At 64.1% G+C, this 16,506-nt stretch carries 16 protein-coding genes and 1 pseudogene; 5 read left to right on the forward strand and 12 right to left on the reverse strand.

Annotated elements, in window-relative coordinates:
* Window positions 1-52 precede the first annotated feature (52 nt).
* Window positions 53-1,420: an ActS/PrrB/RegB family redox-sensitive histidine kinase gene (locus ACQKI2_RS03490; RefSeq protein WP_427378336.1), complete on the reverse strand. Its 1,368-nt coding sequence runs from the start codon at window positions 1,418-1,420 to the stop codon at window positions 53-55.
* Window positions 1,421-1,481: 61 nt separating this feature from the next.
* On the opposite strand from ACQKI2_RS03490, the gene ACQKI2_RS03495 reads away from it, so the two are divergent.
* On the forward strand, window positions 1,482-2,108 hold the full coding sequence (locus tag ACQKI2_RS03495; protein ID WP_427378337.1) for an SCO family protein: 627 nt from the start codon (window positions 1,482-1,484) through the stop codon (window positions 2,106-2,108).
* A gap of 7 nt (window positions 2,109-2,115) precedes the next feature.
* On the opposite strand, the gene ACQKI2_RS03500 is transcribed toward ACQKI2_RS03495, so the two are convergent.
* Window positions 2,116-2,862 carry a glycosyltransferase family 2 protein gene (locus ACQKI2_RS03500; RefSeq protein ID WP_427378338.1) on the reverse strand — a complete coding sequence of 249 codons (747 nt, stop codon included), beginning with the start codon at window positions 2,860-2,862 and terminating at the stop codon, window positions 2,116-2,118.
* Between the two features lie 161 nt (window positions 2,863-3,023).
* Between ACQKI2_RS03500 and ACQKI2_RS03505 the strand changes: the two genes are divergently transcribed.
* A complete protein-coding gene (locus tag ACQKI2_RS03505; protein ID WP_427378339.1) occupies window positions 3,024-4,874 on the forward strand; it encodes an ArnT family glycosyltransferase in 1,851 nt (616 codons plus the stop codon).
* Here the strand turns inward: ACQKI2_RS03505 and ACQKI2_RS03510 are convergent.
* From ACQKI2_RS03510 to ftsE, 5 genes are all read right to left on the reverse strand, one after another.
* On the reverse strand, window positions 4,847-5,410 hold the full coding sequence (locus tag ACQKI2_RS03510; RefSeq protein ID WP_427378340.1) for an HNH endonuclease: 564 nt from the start codon (window positions 5,408-5,410) through the stop codon (window positions 4,847-4,849). The two genes, ACQKI2_RS03505 and ACQKI2_RS03510, sit on opposite strands and share 28 nt — an antisense overlap.
* 154 nt (window positions 5,411-5,564) lie before the next feature.
* Window positions 5,565-6,206, reverse strand: coding sequence for a DNA-3-methyladenine glycosylase family protein (locus tag ACQKI2_RS03515; RefSeq protein WP_427378341.1), 642 nt, complete (start codon window positions 6,204-6,206; stop codon window positions 5,565-5,567).
* Window positions 6,203-6,943 (reverse strand): lysophospholipid acyltransferase family protein, encoded by a 741-nt coding sequence (locus tag ACQKI2_RS03520; protein WP_427378342.1) that lies wholly within the window; start codon window positions 6,941-6,943, stop codon window positions 6,203-6,205. The genes ACQKI2_RS03515 and ACQKI2_RS03520 overlap by 4 nt, the downstream gene beginning before the upstream one ends.
* 45 nt (window positions 6,944-6,988) lie before the next feature.
* A complete protein-coding gene (locus tag ACQKI2_RS03525; protein ID WP_427378343.1) occupies window positions 6,989-7,861 on the reverse strand; it encodes a cell division protein FtsX in 873 nt (290 codons plus the stop codon).
* A complete protein-coding gene (gene ftsE / locus ACQKI2_RS03530) occupies window positions 7,858-8,619 on the reverse strand; it encodes a cell division ATP-binding protein FtsE (RefSeq protein ID WP_427378344.1) in 762 nt (253 codons plus the stop codon). The genes ACQKI2_RS03525 and ftsE overlap by 4 nt, the downstream gene beginning before the upstream one ends.
* Window positions 8,620-8,685: 66 nt before the next feature.
* Between ftsE and ACQKI2_RS03535 the strand changes: the two are divergent.
* The 3 genes and pseudogenes from ACQKI2_RS03535 to ACQKI2_RS03545 form a co-directional block, all read left to right on the forward strand.
* Window positions 8,686-8,781 (forward strand): annotated as a pseudogene (locus tag ACQKI2_RS03535) (MJ0042-type zinc finger domain-containing protein); the annotation flags it as partial.
* 12 nt (window positions 8,782-8,793) lie between these two features.
* Window positions 8,794-9,429, forward strand: a complete 636-nt coding sequence (locus tag ACQKI2_RS03540; protein ID WP_427378364.1) for an FxLYD domain-containing protein — start codon at window positions 8,794-8,796, stop codon at window positions 9,427-9,429.
* Complete coding sequence (locus ACQKI2_RS03545; RefSeq protein WP_427378345.1) at window positions 9,429-9,962, forward strand: phosphoribosyltransferase; 534 nt, start codon at window positions 9,429-9,431, stop codon at window positions 9,960-9,962. The genes ACQKI2_RS03540 and ACQKI2_RS03545 overlap by 1 nt, the downstream gene beginning before the upstream one ends.
* A 1,064-nt stretch (window positions 9,963-11,026) precedes the next feature.
* Here ACQKI2_RS03545 and ACQKI2_RS03550 read toward each other — a convergent pair.
* The 5 genes from ACQKI2_RS03550 to rpe form a co-directional block, all read right to left on the reverse strand.
* Entirely contained in the window at window positions 11,027-11,713 is a 687-nt protein-coding gene (locus ACQKI2_RS03550) for a DarT1-associated NADAR antitoxin family protein (RefSeq protein ID WP_427378346.1), read from the reverse strand.
* Window positions 11,714-12,238 (reverse strand): DarT ssDNA thymidine ADP-ribosyltransferase family protein, encoded by a 525-nt coding sequence (locus ACQKI2_RS03555; protein WP_427378347.1) that lies wholly within the window; start codon window positions 12,236-12,238, stop codon window positions 11,714-11,716. It abuts the gene before it with no gap.
* Window positions 12,239-12,319: 81 nt separating this feature from the next.
* Window positions 12,320-13,906 carry a bifunctional phosphoribosylaminoimidazolecarboxamide formyltransferase/IMP cyclohydrolase gene (purH, locus tag ACQKI2_RS03560; protein ID WP_427378348.1) on the reverse strand — a complete coding sequence of 529 codons (1,587 nt, stop codon included), beginning with the start codon at window positions 13,904-13,906 and terminating at the stop codon, window positions 12,320-12,322.
* Between the two features lie 63 nt (window positions 13,907-13,969).
* Window positions 13,970-15,718 carry a heparinase II/III family protein gene (locus ACQKI2_RS03565; RefSeq protein ID WP_427378349.1) on the reverse strand — a complete coding sequence of 583 codons (1,749 nt, stop codon included), beginning with the start codon at window positions 15,716-15,718 and terminating at the stop codon, window positions 13,970-13,972.
* Window positions 15,719-15,747: 29 nt separating this feature from the next.
* Window positions 15,748-16,416 carry a ribulose-phosphate 3-epimerase gene (gene rpe, locus ACQKI2_RS03570; RefSeq protein WP_114106868.1) on the reverse strand — a complete coding sequence of 223 codons (669 nt, stop codon included), beginning with the start codon at window positions 16,414-16,416 and terminating at the stop codon, window positions 15,748-15,750.
* Window positions 16,417-16,506: the final 90 nt, after the last annotated feature.

Genomic DNA, 16,506 nt, shown 5'->3' on the forward strand with positions numbered 1-16,506 from the left:
CTCCTTCAGGCGGTCTTGCCGCGGGTAAGCGAATATATGGCGGAAAAGTCAACTATTCCAATCCACGCGGCAGCAGCGCATTCAGCGGCCAGACGGCCTGAACGATGGCGCCAGTGGCCGGCGGTGTCCTGTTTCGGGACGCAATTCGCCCGCCAGTACGCTCGATCAGGGTCTTTGCGATGAAAAAGCCAAGGCCCATGTCCCCCCCGCCGAGGCGGGCTTCGGATCGTTCGGAAATATACGGCTCCCCCAGTTTCGGCAGCACTTCGGGCGAGAATCCGGGGCCGTCATCGGTGATGGTGATCACCACCTGATCGGCCGTCCAGCTCGCCGTGGCATCGACTCGGCTGGCGGCAAAGCTGACCGCGTTCTCGATGAAGGCGCCCAGCGCATGGAGAATTTCCGGGCTGCGGGCGAGGATCGGCGGCTTTTCCGCGCCGCCTTCGCCCGGCACCGCGCGGACTACAAGCGCCACGCCGAGGCCCTTCATCGGCGCGGCGGCCTCTTCCACCAGCGCGTCCAGCGGCATCCGGGCGTGAACAATATCGGTTGCGTCGCGCGCCTCGCGGATGGCCGAGAGGATCGAGCGGCAGCGGTCGGCCTGTTCGGCGATCAGGCGGAAATCTTCGGCGTGCGGATCATCCGGGCTCGCCTGCTGCACCAGTTCCTTGGCGACCAGGTGGATGGTGGCGAGCGGTGTGCCCAGTTCATGCGCCGTCATGGCCGACATGGCGCCCAGCGCCGAAAGTTTCTGCTCCCGCGCCATCACAACGCTGGCCGCATCGAGCGCGCGCACAAGACGCGCCTCGTCCTGGCTGACCCGCGCGGCCGACAGGGTGAAGAACACTACGCCCACGGCGAGCGCCGTGAACTGGCCCCATTGGAAGAGGATCGGCAGATGCGTGCCGCCGCTGACTTCCCAGGGAAGGGGCAGGCTGAGGAAGGGCATCAGCGCGGCGAGGCCCAGCGCCAGAAGCGCAATCGCGCTTGCCCGCAGGCGCCCGAGGCTGAGCGCGGCAACGGTAACCGGTGCCAGCATCAGCAGCAGGAAGGGGTTGGAGAGCCCGCCGGTCGCTGCGATCAGCGCCGCCAGCTGCACCGTGTCGAAGCCAAGCTGCAGCACCGCTTCCCAGCTATGGGTCAGGCGCTGGGACTGGAAGGCGAAGGAGAGGAACACGTTGAGCCAGGCAGACGCCGCAATGATGGCCAGGCACAGCGCCAGCGGAACATCGAAACCGAGGATGAAGGCCACGAACAGAACAGCGGCGGTCTGGCCCGCCACCGCCAGCCAGCGCAGCGTGATGAAGGTGCGCAGCCGCGTCCGTCCGAGGGCTGACTGCGCCGAGCCGAGCCCTTCAGGTGCCAGCGTGAAGATCGCGTCTTCGAAGCCCAGTCTCGAATCTCGGGAGAAATCATCCATGCCGATCTTATGCGGCAGCCTGTCTCTTGCGCCAAGCGCCCGAATGGGGGCCTATCGCCGAATGCGTACCTCATTTGCCTTTGCCCTTCCGGCCCTGTTCCTGCTCGTAGCCTGCGGCGCATCGGACGCGCCTGCGTCCGGGGGCGACGGTATTGCCAGATCCGGCGGCATGAAATCGGGCTGCGCCAGCCGCGCCTATAGCGAAATCGGGGGGCCGATCTCGCTGATCGACCATACCGGCGCGCGGGTGACCGAGGAGACTTACAAGGGCAAGCCGACGGTGGTGTATTTCGGCTTCACCTATTGCCCGGATGTCTGCCCGGCTGCCCTGTCCACGCTGGGCGCCGCCTATCGCCGTCTGCCGGAAGGGGAGACTGCGCCGCAGACCCTCTTGATCACGGTCGATCCGGACCGCGACACGCCTCAGGCCCTCGCCACCTATGTGACCACGCCGGCCTTTCCGCCGGGCCTTGTCGGCCTGACTGGCTCAGCGGCGGAAATCCGCGCGGCGGCCGATCATTTCAAGGCGGACTATGCCCGCATCGACCAGCCCGAGAGCCTCGCCGAATACACGATGGACCACACCAACCTCATCTATGTGATGGACGAGGACTGGAAGCTGAAGACCTTCTTCACCCACGAAGACACGCCCGAAACGATCTCGGCCTGTCTGGCGGAGTTGTTTTAGGGCTGGATCAGATTTCGTCCGCGCCGCCCGGATTGCGGCGGCGGCGGATCAGCCACATCACGCCGCGCAGGTCTGACAGGGCGTCCTTCAGGCGGCCGAAATTGGTGTAGTTCGACCGGCCTGTGCCGCGCGGGCGGTGGTTTACTTCCCGGAATTCCACCAGATGGCCATCTGAACGCATCAGCGCAGGCATGTAGCGGTGCATGTGATCGAAATAGGGAAGCTGCAGGAAGGTTGCCCGCTCCATCACCTTGATGCCGCAGCCACTGTCGTCGCAGTCATCCTTCAGCATCCGTTTGCGGATATTGTTGGCAAACCGGCTGCCGAAGCGTTTCCAGGCGGTGTCTTTCCGGCTGCCGCGGCGGCCCATCACCATTTTCAGGCCATGCGGGGCGTCGGCGCGGGTCAGCTGGCGGTAGAGGTCAGGCAGGTCGGCCGGGTCGTTCTGGCCGTCGCCGTCCAGCGTGCCGACCACGGGTCCGCGCGCAGCAAGAATGCCGGAACGTATGGCGCGGCTCTGCCCGGCATTCTTCCGGTGGCCCAGCACGCGCAGCATGGGGAAACGGCTCTTGAGCGCGGCCAGCTCCGCGCGGGTTTCATCAGTGGAGGCGTCGTCCACGAAGATCATCTCGAAGGCGCGGCCATCCAAGGCGCGGGCGATTTCGGTGGCGAGCTGCCCGACATTGCCGGCTTCATTGTGAACGGGCACGACAACGGAAAATTCAAGCGAGTCGGCCACGGGCAGTCCATTCATTCAATTCAGCTAATTTGCGCACATAACCCCGGCAGGGGCCAAAATCGAGTGCCGGATGGCATGGGGGCCGCCGCTGGCCCGCATTTCCGCGGGGGTGTGTCCAAAATGCCTGCCGCCAATTCTGCAAGACGAACGGGAAATCCAGCGCTATTACCCTGCCCATGACACTGCTTGACCGTCTCTCGACAGGCTGGAAAGCCTGGGTTCTTCTCTTCGTGATCACCTTTGGCGCCGCTGCGCCGGGCATATTCCTGCTGCCCGCGCTCGACCGGGACGAGAGCCGCTTCGCGCAGGCCTCCAAGGAGATGCTGGAGGAGGATAACTACATCCTCATCCAGTACCAGGACGAGCTGCGCAACAAGAAGCCGGCGGGCATCCACTGGCTGCAGGCAGCCTCCACCGCGATCTTCACCGGCCCGGAAGCCAACGAGATCTGGACCTACCGGGTGCCGAGCTGGCTGGGCGCGGCCTTTGGCACAATCGCCTGTTTCTGGGCGGGTATCCCCCTCATCGGGCGGCGGGCGAGCTTTCTCGGCTCAGCCCTGTTCGGGGCCACCCTGCTGCTGACGTCTGAAGCGCATATTTCGAAGACGGACGGGATGCTCGTCTTCCTCACCACGCTGGGAATCGGGGCGCTGGTGCGCCTCTATGTCGAGAAGTCCCAATCGAAGGCCATGGCGCTTCTCTTCTGGGTCACGATGGGCGCAGGCTTTCTCATCAAGGGGCCGGTAACGCCGATGGTAGCCGCCTATGCCGGTGTTGGCGTGTGGCTGTGGGACCGGCTGAAGACCGGGCGGGGCGGAGACTGGTGGCGCGTGCTGCTCTGGTGGCCTGGCCCGGTGGTCTTCGTTGCGCTGGTTCTGCCCTGGCTGATCTGGATACAGATGGCCACGGACGGTCTCTATGTGCAGGGCGCGGTCGGCAAGGATCTGAAAGACAAGTTCGTCGGCGCCTCCGAAGGCCATGGCGGCCTTCCCGGCTATCATCTGGCACACATTCCGGCCTGGTTTTTCCCTGCGAGCCTCCTGCTGATCCCGGCGATTGTGGCCACCCGCCGGGCCTTGCGCGGCGAAACGCTCACCGCGCTGGGCCATGGCACGGCGGGCCTCAAATTCCTGCTCGCCTGGGGTGTGCCGACCTGGCTCTTCTTCGAGCTGCTGCCCACCAAGCTCAGCCATTACATTCTGCCCGCCTATCCGGCCTTTGGCCTGCTGTGTGGTTACGCCGCCGTGCAGATGATGGACGGGATGAAGATGCCGCTGGCGCGCGGGCTGGGCATGGTGACCTTTGCGCTGGGGGCGATCCTCCTGCTGGCGGTCTCCTATCCCGGTGTGACGAGCTATTTCATGGCCGAGACGGCAGGGGATTTCACCACCGTTTCGAAGGAAGAGGTGCTCGCCTCCTGGGCGGATTATCGAGACTTCCCGCTCTGGCTCTGGGCCGCAGGCTTTGCGCTGGCGGGGCTGGCGCTGGTGGAATCAGCGCGTCTGCGCATGGGCGCAGCGATCACCATGGCCGTCCTCTCAAGCGTCGCTATCGGTTGGCATGTGCGCATCTTCATGCTGCCGAGCCAAATCTGGGTGCAGCCGACAGAGACGGCCCGGCTGGCGCTGGAAGATGTGTGCGGGGTTCCGGGCGAGGATGCGGGCTGCGACGTGAAGACGCCGGCGCGCATTCTGGCGCTTGGCTATGCAGAGCCCTCCTATGTGCTCTCGCTGGGCACGCAGAACCTGCACCCGCCGCAGACGCCGCTTGATCTGCCAGCGGATGAGGCGGCCTATCCGGTGGTCTATCTTCTGAACTTCGAGGACCGGAAGGCGGAGCCGCCGATCCTGGAAGAGGCCGCCCATCTGCGTGCGCAGGCCGAAACGCTGGGCCTCTGCCTCACCGAAGGGCCACCCCGCTACGCGCTCAACTATTCAAATGGCGATCCGGTGCATTTCCGCGCCTGGCGGTTCGACTGGGGCGGGTGTCCGGTGGCCGATCAGCCTTCCAGTTCCACGTCCCAGTAGAGATAGTCCATCCAGGTTTCGTGCAGATAGTTCGGCGGGAATTTCCGGCCGATGTCCTGAAGCTGGAAATTGTTCGGCCGGAACGGGCGGTGCTGAAGGTCCAGCCCGCTATCGCGCAGCAGCTTGCCGCCCTTGGCAAGATTGCAGGGGCTGCAGGCGGTGACGATATTGTCCCAGGTCGTGCGCCCGCCGCGCGAGCGGGGGATGACGTGATCGAAGGTCAGGTTGTCATGCGCGCCGCAATAGGCGCATTTGAAGCCGTCGCGCAGGAACACGTTGAAGCGGGTGAAGGCGGGCGCGCGGTCCTGGCGCACGAAATCGCGCAGGGCGATGACTGAGGGCAGCCGCATTTCCCGGCTGGGGCTGCGCACCACATAGTCATATTCGGCAATGATATCGACGCGGTCCAGGAACACCGCCTTGATCACTTCCTGCCAGGGCCAGAGCGACAGCGGATAATAGGAAAGCGGCCTGAAATCAGCGTTCAGGACGAGAGCGGGGCGGCCAGTCGGCGGGGTGGTGATGATTTCAGCCATGGTTCCCTCCGGTGTGGCCCTGATGGGCAAGATCCAGTTTGATCGTGCTGAAGACGCGCGCTCCTTGCGGCTTTGTTCGCCATCCGTTTAGGCGATTCCCATAATAAGATTATGACAGCGCAGGCTGAACGCAAGGCCCCTGCGCTGCGCAGGATCAGGCTGAGGGCGCGGCGTCCCGTGCCCGCTCGGCATTCAGCCACCCCCAGAGCAGGTGGGCCGCAACCCCGCGATGGGGCCGCCAGATCTCTGCATGCTGGGTGAATATCTTTGATTCCATGCGGATTTCATAGCCGCCGAGCTGTTTGTGCGCTTCCATCAGGCCAACATCGGCAATCGGGAAAGCGTCCATCGCGCCGACGGCGTAGAGCAGGAACAATTCTGCTGTCCATGGGCCGATCCCGCGCACCGAAACCAGCTCGGCGCGTGCCGAATCAAGGTCAGCGGCGCAGACACGGGCGAGGTTCAGCTCTCCGGTCACCATCGCCTGCGCAATCGAGGTAAGATGAGCCACTTTCGGGCGCGAGAGGCCGCAGGCGCGCAGCGCGTCCGGGTCTGCGGCGAGCAGGGTTTCGGGCGTCACCTCGCCGAGGAAGGCCTCAACCCGCCCCCAGATGGTGGCGGCGGCCTTGGTGGAGAGCTGCTGGTGCGCGATCATCCGGCCGAGCATGCCGTATCCGGGCTCGCTGGCGCGCCAGGCGGGAACGCCGAGGCTCTCATAGGCGCGGGCAAGGGCGGGGTCTGCCCCGGCGAGGCGCTCGCAGGCTGTTTTCAGCCGGCGGCGGCTCGGCGCAGTCATCCCAGCTTTTCCTTCTGCACGGCGGCGCCTTCCTCAAGCAGCTTGTTGGAGGTGGTCTCCAACACGTCTTCAAGACGTGGCATCAGGGCCTTGCGGTCAAGCCCCGCCGGGATGGGGGGTAGGATTTCGTAGATGATCTTGCCGGGTTTGCGCCGTGTGCCGCGCGCCGGCCAGCAGAGGCCCGCATTGGTCGCCACCGGCACGATGGGCAGGTCCAGCGCCTTGTTGAGGGCGGAAATGCCCGCTGGTTGATAGGCTGGTTCGGAATAGGGGGCGGTGCGGGTGCCTTCCGGGAAGATCACCACGGCCCGCCCTTTTTCGACGCGCTCTCTGGCAGCGGCGACAATGGCCTTCAGCGTCTTGGAGGTGCCAGCCCGGTCGATCGGGATCATCTTTGTTTTCAGGGCGTACCAGCCGAGGAAGGGGTAGAACAGCAGCTCCCGCTTCAGCACGATGGCCGGGTCTGAGGTGACGATGAAGGGAATGAAAATGTCCAGCATGCAGTGATGCTTGCCGGCGTAGATGAACGGCCCTTGCGGAATATGCTCGCGGCCGCGGATTTCGGTGTCGATATTGCAGATCAGCTTGAGGCCCACCCGGATGATCTGGGCGTAGAGCCGGATGGCGCGCTGCGCCACCACGCGCGGCATCACCACTGTCGGCAGGTAGAGGATGCCGCAGATGGCCATCCAGCCATAGAGCCAGGCCACGAACAGGTAGGATCGAATTGCCATCATATCCGCGCTGTAGCGGCGTTCCGCCTGCCCGTCACTAGCCAGGCGCTACATCACCGATTTCAGGGCCCGCATCACCGTAACCCCGGCCGCGATGCGGGAGGCGAGCCCCGCAATGATCGGCGTGATCACCAGAATGGCGAGGTCGGGAAAGTCCAGCGTCAGTTCGGGCAACAGGCCAGACCGGTTTCCGCTCGACCGGGCAATCGCGATCAGCAGGGCCACGGAGGCCAGGGCCACGAGCGCGCCAACCGTGCCCGCCCGCAGGCCCAGCAGCCAGAAGCGCCGCTCGAACAGGCGCGCAATGAACCGGTCCCGTGCCCCGGCAATGTGCAGCACATCGACAATATCGCGCCGGGCGAGCAGGGCGGCATGAGTGGCAAAGGCGATGACGGCAATGGCGGTGGAGGCCAGCAGAGCGACAATGCCGAAGGCCACCATCCGGGCCGTGCCCAACATCCGGCGCACATCGCCCGCCCAGGCAGAATGGGAATCGACGGCGGCCGTATAGCCCGCATTCTCCAGCGCGGCGGTCAGGGCGCGGCCGATATCGCCCGCCTCCGGCGCAGCGGTGACGGCGATCAGGCGGGGCACCGGCAGGTCTGCCGGCAGGCCCCGGCTGCCGAAGGTCGGCTCCAGCAGGGCCGAAATCTCCGCTTCTGAGAGAAGGCGCGCGCCACTCACGCCCTCAATCGACTGCACCAGCAGGGTGGCGGCCTGCGCGTCCTGCGGGGCGGCATCCGATAGGGAGACCGTGTATTCGCCTTCCACTTCGGCGGTCCAGGCGCGGGCTGCGCCATAAGTGGATTTCGCCGTCAGCGCCGCCAGCGCGGCGAGGAAGCACAGCGCGCCGACGACGAAGAACAGAGCCGCTTCGCGGGCGTCTTCCAGCGGCAGGAGAGAGGTTTCGCCGCGCTTCATTCTTCTTCCGCCTTGATTTCAATGCCATCCCCCCGGCGCCGGGCCGTCTTGCCGGGCTCGGGCGTGGTTCGGGCCAAGAGGCCATTGGCCAGGTGATAGACCGGCGCGTCCACTTGCCGGATCAGCCCCAGATCATGGCTGGCGATGATCACTGTGGTGCCCAGGCGCTTGTTGAGCTCGATGAAGAGGCGCATCAGGCGGGCGCCCATTTCGGGGTCAACGTTTCCGGTCGGCTCGTCGGCGATCAGCAGGTCGGGCTGGGTAACCACGGCGCGGGCGATGGCGACGCGCTGCTGCTCCCCGCCCGAGAGGGTTTCCGGCCGTTTGTGCATCCGCTCGCCAAGGCCCACCCAGGCGAGCAATTCCTCCACATCGGTGCGGTATTGCGCCTCTTTCCGGCCCATGACGCGCAGGGGCAGGGCGGCGTTTTCATAGGCGGTGAGATGGCCCAGCAGGCGGAATTCCTGGAACACGACGCCAATCCGGCGGCGCATGGCCGAGAGCTGGTCCCGTGTCAGCCGGCTGGTTGGCCGCCCAAACAGCGAGACTTCGCCCGTGCTGGGCGGACGTGCCAGATAAAGCAGCTTCAGCAGGCTGGACTTGCCCGCCCCCGAAGCACCGGTGAGGAAGCTGAACGAGCCGGGTTTCAGTGCGAGATCAATCCCGCTAAGGATTTCACCTGACGCATCATAGCGAAGCGTCACCGCGTCGAGGCGGACGGCCGCTTCGTCGAAAATGTCCGGGCGTAGCTGGGTCATATCTGGGGCGCGTCCGGTGTTTGCGGGTTCAACGAACGGGGCGAATTGCGGGGAAGACTTCGGGCCATGATCCTTACCTGTCCTTCCTGCGGAACCCATTATTTCGCCGATGACTCAACAATCGGTGAAAGTGGGCGCACTGTTAAGTGTGCCAGCTGCGGTCATTCCTGGTTTGTGCAGCCCGCCCACCTGGCCGAAGACCGCCCGGCGGTCCCCGCCCCGCATGAGCTTTACCGCGAGAAGATGCGCGAATCGCGCCGCGAGAAGAGCCGCTGGGCCGCGCTGATGTCCTGGCTGATCATCGGGATGATCTTCATTGCGCTGACGGCTGCCTTCTTCTTCTTCCGCAATGAGGTGGTCAAAGCCTGGCCGCAATCGGCCGCCGCCTACCGCCTGTTCGGCCTGGAGGTGAACCGCTTCGGCCTTGAGTTTGACGGCATCGTCCACACCCGCACCTTCAACGACACCATCCCCATCGTCACCGTGACCGGCCGGGCGGTGAATGTGGCCAAGACCGTGATCGAGACCCCCGGCGTGCGGGTGGACCTGAAGGACGAGGGCGGAGAGATCGTTGCCACGCGCTACAGCTATGTCACCCCGGTGGAGCTGGAGCCGGGCGCGGCCGGCCAGTTCGGCGTGGTGGTCGAGCCCACCCCCATCGAGAGCTATGAGATCGAGCTGAGCTTTGTGGACCGCTCTGCCGTGCCCACCGAGCCACCGGCCGAGACCCCGCCGGAAGAGGTGATCGAGGAGGCGGCGCCCCCTCTGCCGCCCACGGAAGACCTGATCGAGGAAGGAGCGCCGGGCTGATGACCGAGTTGCCGAGGATTGATGTGATCCTGCCCGAGGCCGAGCTGATGGCCCGCGTGGACGAACTGGCCGGGCGCCTGGCCCCGCGCCTTGCGGGCGGGGAGTGGACCGCCGTGTCCATCCTCATCGGGGCAACGCCCTTCACCAGCGATCTGATGAAGGCGCTGGCCCGCCGCGACATTCACCCCGTGCTGGATGTGATGTGGCTGGAGAGCTACCGCGATGCCCGCGAAAGCTCGGGCCGGGTGGTGGTGCGCGCCGATATTGCGCGGAATGTGGAGGGGCGCGGCATCCTGCTGATCGATGATGTGTTCGATACCGGCCGTACACTGGATTTCGCCAAGCAGCATCTGATTGCCAAGGGCGCGCGCGAGGTGATCACCGTGGCGCTGACGCAGAAGCCCTGGGCGCCGCGCGGCGAGATGGGCGTGGACTATTGCGCCTTCGACGCGCCGGGCCGCTTCCTCGTCGGCTACGGCATGGACGACAAGGGGCGCTATCGCGGCCTGCCCTATATCGGGGCGCTTGATTAGATTGCTCGCGGCTATTGCTGAGCCTTGCAGGCTCAGCGCGTTCGCGGGGAAATCGCAGTGCGATTTCTGGTCCCGCTCACCGCCTTCGCCTTGCTCGTGGAGGCGTCAGGCCTCTTGGGCGCCGGCTTTTGGTCTCGTCACCCTCGATGGCCGCAGGCCATCTGAGGGCCCATCTCCCGCCCCGTCACAGGTCCCGGCCTTCCCGTGTCATCGGGAGCGTTCTCTATTTCAGCACCCTGCACGGAGACGCGCCGGAGATGGGCCCTCAGATGGCCTGCGGCCATCGAGGGTGACGAAGGGGAGGGCATACGTCTGTATCCGGACTGGCGGTTGCCATCCGGGGTCTGATCAGTTCTTGTGGCTCGCGAGTGGAGCCTGCGCGGCGGGCGCCGCGGCGCCCAAGGAAAAAAGTGTTTGCGGTGTGGGCGCTTTCGCCCGCCGCGCTGCCCCCGGAGTTTCGGGCAGTTTTCGGGATGACTTCGGCGCTGCCAGGCCTTGACCACTTACCCTCACTCTCGTGACCTTCTCCTTGCGGGGAAGGCGGGCCAGTCGGGATTCTCTACCGGCTTTTTGCTCCGGCTTGCCTGGATCAACGTCCCTAGAAAGGTTGCGGGCCGTTACTCCCGCCGCCTCCCATCCTCCGGGGCGACCCTCCCCCCAAACCGAACGGTACCGGCGCGGCTCCTGTGGGGAGGATGCGTGTAATTTGGGGGCGTGGGGGACCCGGGCGGATAAGGAGGCGGGATTATTTTCGTGATGCCCGGTGTTGCGGCGCATCTGGGTGTGCGGGGGTGTTGGATAGGGCGGGTATTATCCTCGCTGTTGCAGACCCTCACCTCCCATTGCTCCGCAATGGGCCCCTCCTCTCCCCGAGGGAGAGGAGGGGCCCGCGCCCGCAGGGCGTGGGAGGTGAGGGCCTTATGCTCCGTACCCGTGATAACCGCAGGGCGGGTCGAGGCCCGCGAAAGCGGGTCGATATCCACCACCTCGCGTCTCGCGTCGCCGCAGCCCGGTGGGTATCGGCTACGCCTCAACCCACCCTACGCTTGCAATTAGCGGTGGGCCTAGTCGAATCCTAGATGAATTTGGGTAGAGTGTTTTTTTTCATTTTTTTCCAAGCTGCTTTGGAAAAACAAATAGTCATCCTGCGCTTTGCTCAAGTCGCCTCGTGACAGAAGCGAGTGAAAGATTGCTACAGATCTGGCTTGGGTATTGATAGACTTTGAAGGGTTAAACTCGATGTCAGAGTAGCCTTCAAATTCAGCAAGGGTTTTTTTCAAAAACTCCTGATGCGGACTAAGTGCGCGCACGAACAGCCAATCATAGTAAGCATGAAATGGGCGATTTTTGTACCTTACCCCACGAAACTCGAAGTGTGTAATAAGGCCTAGGCTCTTCTCTTTGAAGAACCGTTTGGCAATAATAGGTTCGACTTCAACAAGTTCTGGAAATGGTCCGCCTTTTTCAAAGACCTTGCTTGCTTGATACACGCATTCGATTTTTGATCTGATGCCGTGGAGCTCAACATCTAGCCGAAATGCGCTTAGTCTTCGGCCTAGCTCTAGGTCGGATTTCGTCGAAACCTCAAGAATTGGAGATATACCGACAGCTTGAGCAGCTACGTGCAGTTCAACTACGTTTTTCCTTTTTTGGCTTGGCGCCATTCCTTTGTGCCAGTCAAATTCTATCGAGACCTCTCGAAATAGCGGTCCCTTTTTTTCGATTGGCAGGAAGACTGGTCTGTTCGCCATTTAAAATAGTATATATTCTGGTTCGATCTGATCGGGAATGAGGAGTTGATATTTTTTTGTCTCTTCCAATCGTGATCGGTTTAGTCCCCAAGGCACAAAGGAAAAGAGCATCTCGAAGTCTGCTTCGTCGTATTTCAATGCGGCAATATCATAACTGGGTATGCCGACCTTGTTCGCGATTCCAGGGCAGAATTTCGATCCAGGCTTTTTGACCACGTCAGGGCTGATGCCCAAAAAAACGGACTCACCAATCCTCCCTTCCGTTCTTGCGATATACTCCATGCGATGTTGATCGAAGAAACAAAGATGAACGTAAGCGTCCAAGCCAAAGCGTTCGTCGGCTTGGTGGCTCCAACTGTTGCCGCCATGAACAACGCATAATTTGTTTTTCTTAATCGTCCGTAGGCTTAGTAGCCCCCTTTCTTTTATTGTGGGAATATTCCGTCTATCTGTGAAGTGCCACAGGTAACGCAGATTCCGAGAAGGCCTATTTCTTATTTTATTGCAGAAGACTGATGCTGACATGCATGCTTACCCTTATCGATATGCAATCGATGCGGGATGTCTTTGCAACTTGTCAACAAATAACTTGCTGCAATTATCGGCTCAATGCCTGAAGTGCCGCATCCCTGTGAACACCATCGCGAGGCCCGCGTCGTCCGCTGCCGCGATCACTTCGTCGTCGCGGATTGAGCCGCCGGGTTGGATGACGGCGGTGGCGCCGGCGCTGGCGGCCTGGAGGAGACCGTCCGCGAACGGAAAGAAGGCGTCGGAGGCGGCAACGCAGCCTTTGGTGCGCGGGTCTGTCCAGCCGGCGGTTTCCTGGGCGTCGACGGCTTTGCGGGCGGCGATGCGGGCGCTATCGATGCGGCTCATCTGGCCGGCGCCCACGCCGGCGGTGACGCCGTCTTTCGCATAGACGATGGTGTTGGATTTCACGTGCTTGGCCACGCGCCAGGCGAAAATCATGTCTTCCAGCTCCTGCGCGGTCGGCGCGCGCTTGGTGACGACCTGCAGATCCTCTTTATGGATACGGCCTGCGTCGCGGTCCTGCAGGAGGAAGCCGCCGGCGACGGTCTTCACGAAGGTGCCCTGTGCGGCGGGATCTGGCAGGCCATCGGTGATCAGGAGGCGGAGGTTTTTCTTCCTGGCGAAGATCGCTTCGGCCGCCGCGTCCGCGCCCGGGGCGATGACGACTTCGGTGAAGATCTCCGTGATGACTTTCGCCGTTTCCTCGTCCAGCGGGCGGTTGAGCGCCACGATACCGCCGAAGGCGGAGGTCGGGTCGCAGGCCAGGGCCGCCTTGTAGGCTTCGATGATGCTCGCGCCCAGCGCCACGCCGCAGGGGTTTGCGTGCTTGATGATGGCGACGGCGGGCTTGTCGCTGCCGAGCTCCCCGATCAGCTCATAGGCGGCGTCGGTGTCGTTGATGTTGTTGTAGGAAAGCTCCTTGCCCTGAAGCTGGCGCGCGGTGGCGACGCCGGGGCGCTTTTCGCCGGTGACGTAGAAGGCGGCTTTCTGGTGGGGGTTTTCGCCATAGCGGAGGGATTGCTGGAGGCGGCCCCCGATGGCGGCCCAGTCGGGCGCGTCCTCGCCGATCTGTTTGGCGTACCAGCCGGAGATAGCCGCGTCATAGGCGGCGGTGCGGGCGTAGGTTTTCGCGGCGAGCTTGCGGAGGAGGGCGGGGGAGACGGCGCCGGTTGCCTCGGCCTGCGCGAGGACAGCGTCCACGTCTCCGCCATCGGTGCAGACGGCCACGAAGGCGCCGTTCTTGGCGGCGGCGCGCAGCATGGCGGGGCCGCCGATGTCGATATTCTCGATGCAGGTTTCAAAGTCGGCGCCCGAGGCGACGGTGGCCTCGAAGGGGTAGAGGTTCACATAGATCAGGTCGATGGCGCCGATGCCGTGGTCTGCCGCGTCCTTCACATGGGAGGGGTTGTCGCGCAGGTAGAGGAGGCCGCCATGCACGGCCGGATGCAGCGTCTTGACGCGGCCGTCCATCATTTCGGGGAAGCCGGTGAGGTCTGACACGTCTTTGACGGCCAGGCCGGCTTCTTTCAGCGCCTTGGAGGTGCCCCCCGTAGAGACAAGCTCGACACCGAGCGCGGCGAGGCGCTTTGCCTGCTCGATCAGGCCGGTCTTGTCGGAAACGGAGATGAGCGCGCGGCGGAGGGTGACGGGGGCGCCGGACATATGGGCTGCTCCTTCAGAGGCGTTGGGAAAGCTGCGCGCGGCCTAGCACCCCCTGCGGAGCCGTCAAGCCGAGTCTGGCCGCGCCGGGGCGGCTGTTTCGCGGATGAACGCCCAGCGGATGCAGTTGGGTGGTTGGCTGCCATCGCCATTGGGGTCGGCAAAGCCGGAGAGGACGATCTGTTCGGGCGTTTCCACCACGCCGCGGGCGAGATAGGCGGTGCGTTCGAGGCGCGCGCCCTCATGGCTGGTCTTGAAGCGCCAGACCGCGCCCGTCTCGCTGACCAAGCGGATGGCGTCGCGGCCCATATGGGCGGTGATGGTGGGGTGGAGGTGGAAGCGGATTTCGAAGGGCACGCCCTTCTTGTCGTCGGTCGGCGGCTGGGCCACGGGGCGCACGAGGGAGTCTTCCCCGGTGAGCCGGTCGCCCGCGCCGGAGACGAAGATGCGGCGGCGGTGGAGCAGGCCGTGGGAGGCCTTGTAGCCGGCATGCTGAGCGTCGAGCCAGATTTCGCTGGCTTCCTCCAGGCGTTTGGCGGCGATGCCTTCGGGCCCGGTGACGGCACGCATCCGCGTTTCCTCGTTGAGCACGAAGGCGGAGCTGTCGCGCCCGGCGAGGATCAGCGTGGAGTGGGCGCTGGTGCGGCGCACGGCGGCCTGCCAGTCGACATTCACTTCGGAGGAATAGCCGCAGGAGGTGACGATGCGGGCCGGGCCGTCGGAGAATTCAAAGCCGAGCGCGCCGGCGCGGGCATGTTCCGCAAACGGACGGGGCGGGGCCTCGCCGCAATCAAGCACAAAGCGGAGGCCTCCGCGCTCGATCTTCTGGAAACCGGATTTGGGCGCAAAGAGAAAGCGCCGCGGCGGCGTCTCGAAACGGGAAAGGGCAGCTTCTACCACTTCGGCGCGGCTTTCGTCGCCATCATTGAACGTGTCGAGCGCGCCATCGCCGGCGCGGAAGAAGCCGAGCATGGCGCCCATGCGGGGCGTCCATTTGGTGATCCAGTCGGGCACCGGGCGCTGGGCGCGGATCAGCGCTTCTTCCACCGTCTGCAGGTGGAGCAGGGAAGAGAGAGTGTGCGCCGGGCTGCGGGTGACATGGCCGCCATCAGGCAGGATCTGCGCGGTAACCTCACCCTCCAGCCGCGCGAGCGCTTCGCTGAGGCCTGCGCCTTTCCGTAGGCAGAGGGAATGGGCCACCAGGCTGACGGCCGCCATCCAGCGGGATTTGGGATCATGCGCGGTTTCGATCACCTCGGCCAGGTAGCGCAGCTGGCGGGAGAGGGCGTCGATGCGCTGGCTGCGGTCCTCGGCGCTGCCCCCTTCGAACAGCTCCGGCCCGCAGCGCATCCAGTTCCACACGCGGCTGGCCGTCGGCTCGATGCGCCAGGCAAAGCCGTTGAACTTGCCGAACCGCTCGATCCAGTCATCGGTGAGACGCCGGGCGAGGGCGGCGCCCTCTTCGCCGCGCGCGAAAAGATCGGGCAGCCAGCCGAACCGGTGCACCCGGTCTGCAAAATGGCGCGAGGGCATTTCGAGGCTCCAGGGGGCCTCACCGCCGGCCATCACCATGCGCTGCTGGCCGATGCGCCAGATGCCAGCCATCAGCGCTTCGCCGCGCCGGTCGTCCGGGGGCAGAAGGTTTGAGATGTGCATCGAGAAAGCGTCCGGGCCGTGCCCGGTCAGCTTCAGCTTCTGCAGCGTGGAAACCTTGGCGTCTTCGCCTACCACGCCCCGGAAACGGCGCCAGAGGGCAGCATCGTCGCTGCTGGTGCGCGTGCGGTCGGCGTGAAAATCAGAATCGCTCTCGGCCAAGACTTCAGACCCGTCCTCGGACTATGCGATCAGGCGTTTACCTGCGGCCTCAGTGCCCGGATGTTTGCAGCATATGCCTCCGGCCCGCCCTTGAATACGGCAGATCCGGCGACAATGGCTGTGACACCCGCAGCAATGGCGCGCGGTGCGGTTTCGGCGTTGAGGCCGCCATCGATCTCCAGAATGATATCGCGGCCCGACGCATCGATCATGCGGCGCAGCTGCTCGACCTTCTTCAATTGACTTTCAATGAAGCTCTGCCCGCCAAAGCCGGGGTTCACCGACATGACCAGGACCAGATCAATATCGCCGATCACCGGCTCGATCACGCTGGCCGGGGTGCCGGGGTTCAGCGCCACGCCGGGGCGCATGCCGGCGGCGCGGATCGACTGGAGCGTGCGGTGCAGGTGCGGCCCGGCCTCGGGATGGACGGTGAGAATGTCAGCGCCCGCCTTGGCGAAATCCTCGATAAAGGGATCAACCGGCGCGATCATCAGGTGCACGTCGAACAGTTTCTTGGTGTGCGGGCGCAGCTTCTCGATGACCGGGGGGCCGAAGGTGAGATTGGGCACGAAATGGCCATCCATGACATCGACATGGATCATGTCGGCGCCGGCCGCATCAATGGCGCGGATCTCCTCGCCCAGCTTGGCAAAGTCCGCAGAAAGGATCGAAGGGGAAATCAGGACGGGTTTCATACCCCCTCCCTAGAGCGAATTACGGCTTTGTGAAACGGCCTTTCGCGCAAAGTCCCTGTTTTGTCGCGCCATGGGGCCCAAAACGAAGAC

Source organism: Hyphomonas sp. NPDC076881, from assembly GCF_050269995.1.
Taxonomy (GTDB): domain Bacteria; phylum Pseudomonadota; class Alphaproteobacteria; order Caulobacterales; family Hyphomonadaceae; genus Hyphomonas.